The 12,439-nt window shown below is 71.9% G+C and carries 10 protein-coding genes; 2 read left to right on the forward strand and 8 right to left on the reverse strand.

The window, feature by feature from the left end:
- Window positions 1-105 precede the first annotated feature (105 nt).
- The 7 genes from AC1PMG_RS06035 to pqqA form a co-directional block, all read right to left on the reverse strand.
- A complete protein-coding gene (locus AC1PMG_RS06035; protein ID WP_481110992.1) occupies window positions 106-1,881 on the reverse strand; it encodes a chloride channel protein in 1,776 nt (591 codons plus the stop codon).
- Between the two features lie 11 nt (window positions 1,882-1,892).
- Window positions 1,893-2,405: a hypothetical protein gene (locus tag AC1PMG_RS06040; RefSeq protein ID WP_481110993.1), complete on the reverse strand. Its 513-nt coding sequence runs from the start codon at window positions 2,403-2,405 to the stop codon at window positions 1,893-1,895.
- A gap of 96 nt (window positions 2,406-2,501) precedes the next feature.
- Entirely contained in the window at window positions 2,502-3,623 is a 1,122-nt protein-coding gene (gene pqqE, locus AC1PMG_RS06045; protein WP_481110994.1) for a pyrroloquinoline quinone biosynthesis protein PqqE, read from the reverse strand.
- A complete protein-coding gene (gene pqqD, locus AC1PMG_RS06050) occupies window positions 3,620-3,898 on the reverse strand; it encodes a pyrroloquinoline quinone biosynthesis peptide chaperone PqqD (RefSeq protein ID WP_481110995.1) in 279 nt (92 codons plus the stop codon). The genes pqqE and pqqD overlap by 4 nt, the downstream gene beginning before the upstream one ends.
- Window positions 3,895-4,641, reverse strand: coding sequence for a pyrroloquinoline-quinone synthase PqqC (gene pqqC, locus AC1PMG_RS06055; protein ID WP_481110996.1), 747 nt, complete (start codon window positions 4,639-4,641; stop codon window positions 3,895-3,897). The genes pqqD and pqqC overlap by 4 nt, the downstream gene beginning before the upstream one ends.
- Window positions 4,642-4,675: 34 nt before the next feature.
- The gene (gene pqqB, locus AC1PMG_RS06060; protein ID WP_481110997.1) at window positions 4,676-5,575 is read right to left on the reverse strand and encodes a pyrroloquinoline quinone biosynthesis protein PqqB; all 900 of its coding nucleotides are present in this window, start codon (window positions 5,573-5,575) and stop codon (window positions 4,676-4,678) included.
- A 64-nt stretch (window positions 5,576-5,639) separates the two neighbouring features.
- The gene (pqqA, locus tag AC1PMG_RS06065; protein WP_267110822.1) at window positions 5,640-5,798 is read right to left on the reverse strand and encodes a pyrroloquinoline quinone precursor peptide PqqA; all 159 of its coding nucleotides are present in this window, start codon (window positions 5,796-5,798) and stop codon (window positions 5,640-5,642) included.
- 181 nt (window positions 5,799-5,979) lie between these two features.
- Between pqqA and AC1PMG_RS06070 the strand changes: the two genes are divergently transcribed.
- Complete coding sequence (locus tag AC1PMG_RS06070; protein ID WP_481110998.1) at window positions 5,980-8,136, forward strand: RelA/SpoT family protein; 2,157 nt, start codon at window positions 5,980-5,982, stop codon at window positions 8,134-8,136.
- Between the two features lie 117 nt (window positions 8,137-8,253).
- On the forward strand, window positions 8,254-9,777 hold the full coding sequence (locus tag AC1PMG_RS06075) for a hypothetical protein (RefSeq protein ID WP_481111619.1): 1,524 nt from the start codon (window positions 8,254-8,256) through the stop codon (window positions 9,775-9,777).
- 515 nt (window positions 9,778-10,292) lie between these two features.
- Here AC1PMG_RS06075 and AC1PMG_RS06080 read toward each other — a convergent pair.
- Window positions 10,293-12,389, reverse strand: a complete 2,097-nt coding sequence (locus AC1PMG_RS06080) for a glycosyltransferase (protein ID WP_481110999.1) — start codon at window positions 12,387-12,389, stop codon at window positions 10,293-10,295.
- Window positions 12,390-12,439 lie beyond the last annotated feature (50 nt).

Genomic DNA, 12,439 nt, shown 5'->3' on the forward strand with positions numbered 1-12,439 from the left:
GCCCCTCCCACAGCAGCAGCTCCTACGACATGCGATCACGGCCTCAACGTTTCAGCCCGCAGCAATCCAACGAATCCCCACTCCCCACTCCCCAATCCCCGCCGCTCAGTCATCCACCCGCTCGCCCATCAGCTCGCGCTGGCGCTTGTCCAGTTCCTCGGCGTAGCGCTTGCGCACGAAGCTTTCGCTGAGCACGCCCAGCACCTTGCTCTGGTCGTCGACCACCGCCAGTTCGTCGCTCTGGGTCAGGTCGAACTGGCGCATGGCGGTGACCACGTCGGTGTCGGCGGGCAGGGCCACGTCGCGGTTGCCGGCGTAGTCGACGATGGCCGCGTCGGCGTTGACGCCGTCGGCATAGGCGGCGGCCAGGGTGACCAAGCCGGCGTAGTGGCCGCTCTCGTCCTCCAGCACCACGCGGGTGCCCGAGCCGAGCGGGAAGCGGCGGCGGAACTCGGCCACGCTGGTGGTGGCGGCCAGCGGATGCACGTCCTTCTGCATCATCCGCCCGGCGCTGAGGTGCTTGACCCAGCCGACGTCGCGCGCGCTCTTGATGGTTTCGCCGCGCAGGTGCAGGCGCCAGGTGGAGAACGAGTAGCCGAAGATCTGGCGGACGATGGTGTTGGCGACCAGCACCGCCACCATCACCGCGCTGGCCAGCACGAAGTCGTGGGTGCCCTCGAGCACCAGCATCGCCATCGTCATCGGCGCGCCGATCACCGCAGCGGCCATCGCCGCCATGCCGGCCAGCGACGCGGCGGTGCCGTCGACCAGGGCCATGCCGCTGCCGAGATTCAGCACGCCGGCGAACAGCCCGCCGACCAGCGAACCCATGAACAGCGAGGCGAAGAACAGGCCGCCGCGGAAGCCGAAGCCCAGCGAGATCGCCGAGCCCAGGCACTTGAGCAGCAGCAGGATGCCCAGCCAGCGCAGCGAGGTCGGGCTGGTCAGGTCCAGGTGCAGCGCGCCGTGTCCGGAGGACAGCACCTGCGGGGTGATCAACGCCAGCGGGATCAGCAGCAGGCCACCGGCCACCGGGCGTGCCCAGCGCGGCAGCGGGCTGCGGTTGATCGCCTGTTCGATCGCGCCGATCAGGCGCATCACCGCCACCGCCAGCAGCGCGCAGAGCACGCCGAGCAGCGCGTACAGCACATAGTCGCGGGCCTCCAGCGCCGAGGCCGCCGAGGCCGGCAGCAGGTACGGCTGCACCCCGGCCAGCTGCGACACGAACACCGCGCCCAGCGAGGCCACCGCCACCGGTGCCAGCGCCGATGGCGAGTACGCGCCGATCACGATCTCGAACGCATAGAACGCGCCGGCCAGCGGCGCGCCGAAGGCCGCGGCGATGGCCGCGCCGGCACCGGCGCCGACCAGGGTGCGGATGTCGGCGCGACGCAGGCGCAGCACCCGGCCCAGGTGCGAGCCGCTGCCGGCGCCCATCTGCGTGTACGCCGCTTCCAGGCCGACCGAGGCGCCGACGCCGTTGGAGAACAGGGTCTGCACCGAGACGATCAGGTTGTCGCGCATCGACATGCGCCCGCCATACAGCGCGTTGGCTTCGACGGCGTCGACCAGTTGCCGCTTGCGCGCGCGCGCGGCCATGCCGAGCAGGCCGACCAGCAGTCCGCCCAGCGGCAGCACCAGCAACTGCTGTGCGCTCAGGTCCGCCATGGCGCTGAGCCGCTCGTCGGCCTCCAGGCCGTACAGCCAGGCCTGCGCGCCATGCGCCAGGCTGCTCTGCAGCAGGGTCAGCAGGCCGGCGATCACGCCGACCAGCAGGGCCAGGGCGATGAACCAGACATCGCTGGCGCGCAGGCGCCGACGCAGCGCATCGGCGAGGCTGTGCGAGGCGTCGGCCAGTCCCGGCCGCGGACGCAGATTCACGGCATGCGATCCTATTTGACGCGACGGACCTTGGCGCGGGTGTTGTAGTTGCCGACCTGCATGTACCACACGCCCATGATCCCCGGGGTGATCTTCACCTTGGGCGCAGAGAGGTGCACGCTGGCCAGGCTCGCCGCCTCGGTCTGCTCCCACTCCTGGCCGTTGGCCAGCACGTACTTGCGGCCCTTGCCGAAGCCGGTGAAGTCGCCGACCAGGGTGCTCTCGATCGGCTCGGCGCTGCCGAAGTCGAAGAAGCCGCGATTCTTGGTGATCACCTCGCGGCGGCCTTCTTCCTTCGCTTTTTCCAGCGCCACCGCGGTTTCCTTGGCGACCTTGCCCTGCAGCCAGTCGTTCAGCGCGGTCAGTTCCTGCGGCGACAGCTTGTCCAGCCCGGCCGCCTTGAACTCCTGCGGCGACATCTGCGTCTGCAGATCGCCGGAGACAGTGCGCTGGGCGAGCGCCGGGGCGGCGGACACGGCGAGCGCCGCGCACAGGACCAGGGGAGCGAGACGCGCGAAGGACATGGCGAGGATCCGGGCAGTGGGATGCGCCGTAGTGTAGTCGCAAGCGGTGACTGCGCATGGGATGCCGGGCGCGCCGGGACCGCGCCGGCGCCCGGTTCAGTCCTCGGCGGCGGCAGGCACGCCCGACGTGCGCGGCGGGCGCCGGTACACGAAGTCCGGCGCCGGCGCGGCGGCTTCGCGCTGCGCCAGCGCCTGCAGCGCCGCGTGCGCCGGGGCGCGTTCGCAGACCGGGTCCAGGGTCGCGGCATCGCCGCTGAGCGCCAGCGCCTGGCAGCGGCAGCCGCCCCAGTCGATCTCGCGCTTGGGACAGCCCTGGCACACCTCCGGCATCCAGGCGCTGCCGCGGAAGCGCACGAAGGCCTCGCCGTCTTCCCAGATCGCCGCCAGCGGGCGCGAGCGCAGGTTCTCGAAGCGCATGTCTGGCAGGGTTTCGGCGGCGTGGCAGGGCAGCACGTCGCCGCGCGGGGAGATGTTGACGAAGCGCTGGCCCCAGCCGCCCATGCAGGCCTTGGGCCGGTGCGCGTAGTAGTCGGGGGTGACGAAATCGATGTGCAGGCGGTCCTGCAGCCGCAGGCGCGCGGCGTCCACCGCGGCCACGGTGGCGTCGATCTGCGCGCGGCTGGGCATCAGCGCGGCGCGATTGCGCAGGCCCCAGCCGTAGTACTGGGTATGGGCCACCTCCAGGCGTTCGGCGCCGAGCTCCAGCGCCAGCTCGATCATCGCCGGGACGCGTTCGGCGTTGTGGCGGTGGATCACCGCATTGATCGTCAGCGGCAGGTCGAGCGCGCGTACCGCCGCGGCGAACGCGCGCTTCTTCGCCAGGCTGTCGCGGTAGCCGGCGATGCGGTCGGCGCCGGCGGCGTCGGCATCCTGGATGCTCAGCTGCACGTGTTCCAGCCCGGCCGCGACCAGGTCCGCCAGCATCGGTGCGCCGCCGGCCACCCCGGAGGTGATCAGGTTGCTGTACAGGCCCAGCGCACGCGCATGCGCGACCAGCTCGGGCAGGTCCTTGCGCAGCATCGGTTCGCCGCCGGAGAAGTGCGCCTGCAGCACACCCATCGCCGCGGCCTGGTCCAGTGCCGAGCGCCAGCCGGTGGTGTCCAGTTCCTCGCGCAGGCCGGCCAGTGCGATGGGGTTGGAGCAGTACGGGCAGGCCAGCGGGCAGCGGTGGGTCAGTTCCAGCAGGATCGACAGCGGCGGCGGCACCGGCGCGGTCATGCGCGCAACAACCGCTTGGCGTGCAACTGCTGCGCCAGCTCGCGCACGTCGCGTTCGACCTCGTCCGGGTCGGCCTCGAATTCGGCCGCCAGTTCCGCGGCGATCGTCGCCAGGCTGCGGGCGCCGTCGCAGCGCGAGACGATGGCGTGGGCGATCTCGTCCAGTTCGATCACCCGCTCCGGCGCCAGCAGCACCCACTGGTCGCGGGCGCGGTCGTGCTGCAGGCGCACGCCGACGGCGAGCCGCGGCTGGCTGCTGGCGTCCAGCGCACTCATGCCGCGGCCTGTGCGGCGTCCGGCACGAACGCGTCCGGCCAGGCCACGCCCGGCTGCACGTAGGCGAAGTGCAGCGCATCCAGTTGCGACCACAGCACCCCGCACTTGAAGCGCAGCGCGTCCTGCACCAGTTGCTGCTTCTCCACGGTGTCGGCGTGGCGCTTGACGTAGTCCAGGGCGAAGTCCGAATCGCGCGGCGCCTCGTGCAGGCGATGCTCGAAGTACGCCAGCGCTTCGCGGGAGACGAAGTCGTAGTGCTGCAGCATGCCGGCCACGCGGTGGCCGATGATGCCCGGGGCGAACAGCTCGGTCAGCGACGAGGCGATCGCCTCCAGCAGGCTCTTTTCGCGTACGAAGTGCAGGTAGGCCTGCACCGCGAAGCGGGTGCCGGGCAGCAGGCCGCGGCCGGACTGCACCAGGTCGCGGTCCAGCCCGAGCGCGTCGGTCAGGTGCAGCCAGCGGGCGATGCCGCCTTCGCCATCGGCGCTGCCGTCGTGATCGACGATGCGCTGGCGCCAGATCCGGCGCAGTGCCGGGTCGTCCATCCGCGCCAGGATCGCCGCGTCCTTGAGCGGGATGCAGCGCTGGTACTCGTAGCGGTTCAGCGCCCAGGCCTGGACCTGGCCGCGGTTCAGGCGCCCGCTGTGCAGCAGGGCGTGGAACGGGTGCTGGTCGTGGTACAGCCGCGCGCCGATCGCGCGCAGCGCGGTTTCCAGTTGCTCGGGGCTCAGCAAGGCGCTCACGGGCTCGGTCTCGCGGGTGATGCGGGAAGGCGGGTCATAGCGCGATCTCCATGCCGTCGTGGGCCACGTCCCAGCCGTGCGCGGCGACCGTGGCGCGTTCGGGAGAACCGGCGTCGAGGATCGGGTTGGTGGTGTTGATGTGGATGAAGACCTTGCGCGCCACCTGCAGATCGGCGAAGGCGCGCAGGGTGCCGGCTTCGCCGTCGATGCTCATGTGGCCCATGCGCTGGCCGGTCTTGGCGCTGACGCCGAGCTGCACCAGTTCGTCGTCGCGCCACAGGGTGCCGTCGAAGAACACCAGTTCGGCGCCGCGCAGGCGCTCGCGCAGGGCATCGGTCAGCGCCGCGCAGCCGGGGATGTAGTGCAGGCGGTGTCGGCCGTCGTCGATGGTCAGGCCCAGCGTCTCCTCGGCCGAGCCAGCCAGGTCGCCGCTGTGGCGGGATTCCATGAACAGCGGCACCTTGCCGGGCACCGCGAACGGGGTGACCTGCAGGCCGAGCAGCGACAGCGGCGTGTCCAGGGCGAAGGGATGGCGGTGCACGTAGGCCGGGTGCAGTGCGTCGAATACCGGGTTCTGCGCCAGCAGGTCGAGCACGCGGCTACTCGCGTACAGGTCGAAGCGCTGGCTCTCGCGCATCGACAGCAGCCCGGCGATATGGTCGATCTCGCCGCTGGTCAGCAGCACCGCCTCGATCGGCGAATGGCGCTGGTCGCGCTGCGGCCACAGCGCCGGCGTGGCCAGCACCTGCTGGCGGAAATCGGGTGAGGCGTTGATCAGCAGCCAGCGTTGGCCATCGACGCTGACCGCGATGCTGGCCTGGGTACGGCGTTGGGCACCCGGGTGTTGCTGCCACGCGCGCTGGCTCGCCGGCGTGTGGCAATTCCACTGCGGATGCCCTCCGCCTGCCGCCGATCCCAATACGATGAGGTGCATCCGGTCTCCGTCTTTAGCGCCTGGCCGGTCGCGCTTCGGTCGTGGGAAGGGAGGAGTGCGCGGGTCAGAGCTCGCCGGAGGCGTAGCAGTTGATTTCCGCGCCGACGCAGATTTCGCGGATCACGGGCTTGTTCCACTTTTTCATGTGCGTTCCTCTTGGAGTCGGACTAGGGACGACGGCGGCGCATGCAGACAGCAGCGGGTCGCCGTCGCGTTCGAGCATAGGCGCGGGCCTTGGGGCGGTTGTGAAATTCCGGTAAAAAGCGCCGCAAGTCGCAACCGGATCACAGTGACGCGGCGGTGCGTATCCGCGGTGCGCCGCCCGGCGCGCTACCGGCGCAATTGTGAGAACGCGCACAAGCGCGTTAGTGTAGGCGGCACCGTTTCGTCGACTGCGTCCGTCCTTGAACCACACCGTCCACTCCGGCCTGGAGGCGTTGCTGCAGCGCCCGGCGGCCGCGACCCTGGCGCCCGCCCTGCGCGCGGCGCTGCTGCAGGCCTGGCAGGCGCAGGCCGAGCCGCCGCCGCGGCTGCCGTGGCCGGTGCTGGCCGACACCCTGGACGCGCTGGCGCTGCTGTCCGCCGACGAGGCGTCGCTGCTGGCCGCGCTGCTGTTCGATCTGCCGGACCTGCGCGCGCAGTTGCCGCAGCTACCGATCGTCCCGCCGGCGCGGGCGCAGGCGGTGGCCGGCCTGCTGGAGGCGCAGGACGCCGCCGACCCGGTGTGGGCGCTGCACGCCGGGCGCGAAGCCGGGCGCAACAGCGAGGGCCTGCGCCGGCTGCTGCTGTCGATCGTGCAGGACCTGCGGGTGGTGCCGATCCTGCTGGCGCGGCAACTGGCGCAGATGCGCGTGGCCGACAAGGCGCCGGAGGCGCAGCGCCGCGCGCTGGCGCAGCTGACCCGCGACATCCACGCGCCGCTGGCCAACCGCCTGGGCATCTGGCAGCTGAAATGGGAGCTGGAGGACCTGGCGTTCCGGCACCTGGAGCCAGACACCTACCGGCGCATCGCCCGCGAGGTCGACGAGAGCCGGGTGGCGCGCGAGCGCTACATCGAAGCGGTCAAGAAGATCCTGTCCAAGGCGCTGGCCGAGCAGGGCCTGCGCGCGGAGATCAGCGGGCGGCCCAAGCACATCTACAGCATCTGGCGGAAGATGCAGAAGAAGCGCCTGGCCTTCGACCAGCTGTACGACCTGCGCGCGGTGCGGGTGATGGTCGACGACGTCGCCGCCTGCTATGCGGCGCTCGGCGTGGTGCACGCGCTGTGGGCGCCGGTGCCCAGCGAGTTCGACGACTACATCGCCCGGCCCAAGGCCAACGATTACCGCTCGCTGCATACCGCCGTGGTCGGCCCGGAAGGGCGCACGATCGAGGTGCAGATCCGTACCCACGACATGCACGCGCAGGCCGAGCTGGGCGTGGCCGCGCACTGGAAGTACAAGGAGGGCGGCAAGGGCGCGGAGAAGGCTTTCGACCGCAAGATCACCTGGATGCGCCAGTTGCTGGAGCAGTCGCAGGACGGCGAGCAGGGCGGGCTGGCCGGGGCGCTGGACGCCGAGCTGGTCGAGGACCGGGTCTATGCCTTGACCCCGATGGGCGAGGTGATCGACCTGCCGCAGGGCGCCACCCCGCTGGATTTCGCCTACCACGTGCACACCATGGTCGGGCACCGCTGCCGCGGCGCCAAGGTCAACAACCGCATCGTGCCGCTGACCCACAAGCTGCGCAGCGGCGACCGGGTGGAGATCCTCACCGGCAAGGAGGCCGAGCCGCGCCGCGACTGGCTGCTGCCGGCCAACGGCTACCTGGCCAGCGGGCGCTCGCGCGACAAGGTGCGGGCCTGGTTCCACAAGCTGGACCGCGCGCGCAACGTGCAGGCCGGCAAGGAACTGCTGGAGCGCGAGCTCAAGCGCCTGGGGCTGCAGCACGCCGACCTGTTGCCGGCGGCGAAGAAGTTCCATGCCGACGGCGTGGAGGAGCTGTACATCCAGGTGGCGCTGGGCGACGTCGGCCCCAGCCAGGTCGGGCGCGCGCTGCACGAGGCCGAGCGCGCTGCGGCGCAGCCGGCCGCGCCGGCCATGCCACGGCCGACCGCCCGCCGCACCGGCCTGGGCAAGTCCAAGTTCACCGTGCAGGGCGTCGGCAATCTGCTGGTGCAACTGGCGCGCTGCTGCCAGCCGGTGGCCGGCGAGCCGATCGCCGGCTACCTGACCCGCACCCGCGGCGTCACCGTGCATCGCAGCGACTGCGCCGCGTTCGCGCGGCTGGCCGCCAGCCATCCGCAGCGGGTGCTGCCGGTGGAGTGGGGCCAGGCCGGCGGTGGCTACGAGGTCGACGTGCTGGTGCGCGCGGTGGACCGGCGCTGGCTGCTCAAGGACATCACCAACCTGATCGCCCAGGAAGAGGCGCACGTGCTGGAAATCAACAGCGAGAACGTGCGCGACAGCGGCCTGGCGCAACTGCGGCTGCGGCTGAAGGTCGGCGATTACGGGCAGCTGTCCACCTTGCTCGGCAAGCTCGACGCGCTGCCTGGCGTGCACGAGGCGCGGCGGCTGGGCTGAGTGGCGTCGGCATGCCTGCCGGGAGGCCTGCCAGCGGGTGGGCCACCCACCGTGCGCGCGGCCGGCGCGACGCACAGCTGTTCGTCATCGGGGCAACGCTAAGCTTGTGCGGTGAGCATGCCGCCGGATCAGGTCAGGGACGAACCCAAGCGCAGACAGCGACCGGTGCCGCTGTGGCGCGATCGGCGTGCCTGGCGCTGGGTGCTGGCGGTGCTGTTGGTGCTGGGCACGGCCGTGGTGGTGTTCCGCCGTCCGCTGGCCGACCTGATCTGGCCGGAGCCGCGCATCCAGCAACTACTCGACCAGGGCCATGCGGCGCTGCGTGCGGGCCGGCTCAGCGCCGCCGACGGCAGCGGTGCGCGCGAGCGCTTCGAGGCCGCGCTGGCGCTGGACAGCGACCGCATGCAGGCACGCGTCGGGCTGGCCGCGACCGGGCGCGCAGCGCTGGGGCAGGCGCGGGCGGCGCTGGCCGCCGGCCGCTTTCCGCAGGCGCGCGAGGCGCTGGCGCTGGCGCGCGCGCTGCAGGTGCCGCGCGCCGATGCCGATCGCATCGAGGCAGCATTGCGCGCGCGCGAGGCCGCGCACGCCGGCATCGACCAACTGCTGCAACGGGCGGCGCAGGCGCGCCGCGACGGGCATCTGGACGATGGCCCGGACGCGGCCTTGCCGCTGTACCAGCGTGTCCTGGAGTACGCGCCGGAACGCACCGCGGCGCTGGAAGGCCGCGAGGATGCATTGTCGGAACTGCTGCAGCACGCACGCGCCGACCTGGCGCGCGGCGACCTGGCCGCCGCCGCGGCGCTGGTGGAGCGCGCGCGTGGCTACGACCCCGGCCATGTCGACCTGCCCGAGACGCAGGCGGAACTGAACCGGGCGCTGGAGCGCCTGCAGCGCGAGGCCGAGCAGGCCCTGCGCCGGCAGCGCCTGGACGCGGCGGCACACGCGTTTGCGCAGTGGCACGCGGCGGTGCCGGATGCGCCCGGCGCCAGCGACGGCCTGGAGCGGGTGGCGGCGGCCTACGCCGTGCAGGCGAGCCGCGCCGCCGCCGATTTCCGGTTTGGCGAGGCCGAGCGCGCGTTGCGCAAGGGCCTGGCGCTGGCGCCCGACAGTCGCGTCCTGGCCGATGCCCGGCAGGCGCTGCAACGCGCCCGGCAGAGCCAGGCCACGCCGCCCTCGCGGATGTCGCCGGCCGAGCGCGAGCGCCGCCTGCAGCGCCTGCTGGCCGACCTGCAGGCCGCCGAGGCGCGTGGCGCCTGGCTGACCCCGCCCGGCGCCAGCGCCTACGACACCTTGCTGGCGGCGCAGACCCTGGCGCCGCGCGATGCGCGGGTGCGCGCGGCCGAGCAGCGCGTGCTGGCGGCGCTGCGACGCTGTTTCGACGATGCCATGCGCGGCAACCGGGTGCTGGCGGCGAGCGCCTGCTACGACGCCTGGCGCGCGCTGGCGCCGGGCGGCAATGGCCTGGCCACTGCGCGGCGACGCCTGGCGCAGCGCTGGCTGGCGGTTGGCGACGAGCGCCTGAGCGGCGGCGATGCCGCCTTCGCGCGGCAGGCGCTGCAGCGCGCCCGCGCGATCGATCCGGCGACCCCGGAACTCGCCGCCTTCGAGCGCCGTTTGCGTAGCCTCAGTCAGGGGCGCTAGTGGTCACAGTGAAAGCTTGGGGCTTCCCTCGGCTGGAGCTGCGGCGCGTCGGGACTGAAGTCCCTCCCACAGTGGGTGCTGAGAGGTTCCGGCGATCGGTGTGTGTGTCCTGGGCTGCGCGCATCCTGGTTTGCATTGCCCGCGTGGGTGCGCGACAGCGCCTGACGCACCGTTGCGGGGTGCCTGCCATTGCAATGGCGGGTGCACACGCGTAGGAGCGGCTTCAGCCGCGACAGGCGTCACCGATAACGCGTGTCGCGGCTGAAGCCGCTCCTACGAGACGGTGATGGGTTTCGTCAGGATCCGGCGAGAGGAAATTGTTCCAGTCCCGACCGGACTTGCAGATGTGTCGGGCCGAAGCCGCTTCCGCGTGTGCAGATCGGGCCTTGCTTCCATCGTGCACGACGCGCGCGCTTGCCTTTGCGCAGGACGGCCTACGTCAGCGGCACTGCCTGCAACACCGTGTGGGAGGGACTTCAGTCCCGACGCGATAGGCAACGGTGCGCCAACGCAGCTCAGGCTAGGAACGCCTCGCGTACCGTGGCGCGCGCGGCGTCCAGCGAGAAGTGGGTCTCGATGTTGCGCAGGCCGTTGTCGGCCAGCCGCTGCCACAGCGCCGGATCGGCGTAGAGCTGCGCGATGGCGTCGGCGAACGCGGCGGGGTCGTCGGCGATCAGCACGTCCTCGCCGTCGCGCAGGTGCATGCCTTCCACCGCGCACGCAGTGGCCACCACCGGCTGGCCATGCGCCATGCTCAGGTTGACCTTGCCCTTGACCCCCGCGCCGAAGCGCAGCGGCGCCACGGCGATGCGCATGCCGTCCATGTAGGCGGCGATGTCCGGCACGTGGCCGAGCAGCTCGACGCCGGTCGTCGCCTCGCCGAGGCGGCGGATGTCCTCCGGCATGTCCGCGCCGATGCAGTGGAAGCGCACCTCCGGCAGACGCACGCGCACCGCCGGGAACACCTCCTGCAGGAACCAGCGCACCGCGTCCACGTTGGGCGCATGGCGGAAGCCGCCGACGAACACCACGTCGCGGCGCTGCGCCCACGGCAGGCCGGGGCCGGCGACCTCGTGCAGGTTCGAGATCAGCGCCGTGCGCACCTGTGGCGCCTCGCGCTGCAACTGTTCGCGTTCGACCGCGCTGACCAGCACGGTCACGTCGACCTGCGCCATCACCTCCAGCTCGCGCGCGCGGGTGCGTTCGGCCTCGCGCAGCAGGCGCGCGTCGCCGGCCAGTTCGGCGCCGCGGCGCTCGCGCAGGTAGTGCAGGTCCACGGTGTCGAACAGCCGCCGTGCCTGCGGCGCGAACCGGCGCAGCAGCGGCAGGCAGGCATGGGCGACGTGGTGGCGCACCAGCAGCACGCTGTGGAACCGCGCACCGTGCTGCTGCAGGAACCACGTCAGATTCTTCAGGTAGGGCGCGTACCACACCTCCACGCCGAGCCGCTGCAAGGCCTCGCTGTGGCGGCTGGCATAGCTGCGCTCGCTGGGCACGAACACCACGTGCGCGCCTTCCTCCAGCAGCAGGCGGATCAGGTTGAGCTGGCGCAGCGAGGCGGAGTCGCGGTCCGGCTGCGGCAGCGCTTCGTCCAGGATCAGCACCTGGCGCTGCTGGCGATGCAGCAGCGCCGGTGTCGGCACCTCGCCGGGTGCCAGGTGCCGTGGCAACACCTCGGCCCACTTGGCAGCGAAGACCGCACGGTTGCGCACCTGGTAGGCCTTGATGCCGCTGCCGGTATCGGTGCCGTTGCTGGTGCCTTCGTCGTGCACGACGCGGCTGGCCGGCTGCACCAGCGTGCGCAAGCCGGCCGCACGTATCGCGAAGGCGAGGTCGGTGTCTTCGTAGTAGGCCGGCATGTAGCGGGTGTCGAAGCCGCCCAGCGCCAGGAAGCGTGCGCGCTCGATCGCCAGCGCCGCGCCGCTGCCGTAATCGACGTCGCGCAGGTAGGCGTAGCGCGGATCGTCGGGCGACTCGAAGCGGCCGTAGCTCCAGGCGCTGCCATCGGCGAAGACCACGCCGCCGGCATCCTGCAGGCGGCCGTCGGGATACAGCAGTTGCGCGCTGACCAGGCCGGCCTGCGGCAGCTGCGCGAAGGTGTCCAGCAGCGCGTCCAGCCAGCCCGGCTGCGGCACGGTGTCGTTGTTGAGGAACACCAGATAGCGGCCCTGCGCGCGCGCGGCGCCGTCGTTGCAGGTGGCGATGAAGCCGCCGTTGTGCTCGCGCACGTGGTAGTGCAGGCCGACCACCTGCGGCAGCCACTGCGCGGTGGCATCGCTGCTGCCGTCGTCGATCACCAGGATCTCGCACGGCGCGGCCGGCGGATGCGCGGCCAGCGCGCGCAGGCAGGCGAGGGTATGGGCGACGTGGTTGTAGACCGGGATCACGATGCTGACCAGCGGCGCAGGGCTGTTCGGCACCGCGAACGGCGCGAACGGTGCAGGTTCCACCGCGAACAGCGCGCGCTGCGGCGGCGGCAGCGGTTGCGCATGCACGCGCAGGCGCTCCCAGGTGCTGCGCCAGCCGCGCGTGCGCAGGCTGGTCAGGCCGCGCCGGACCAGGCCGGCCAGGCGGTTCAGGGCGTAGCGCGCATTCGCCCACGACATCGACATCCGGTACCACTCCAACTTAAACGAAGAGGCCGTCGCGCCGCGCTGCCCGC

The sequence above is a fragment of the Xanthomonas sp. NCPPB 2250 genome (assembly GCF_056725265.1).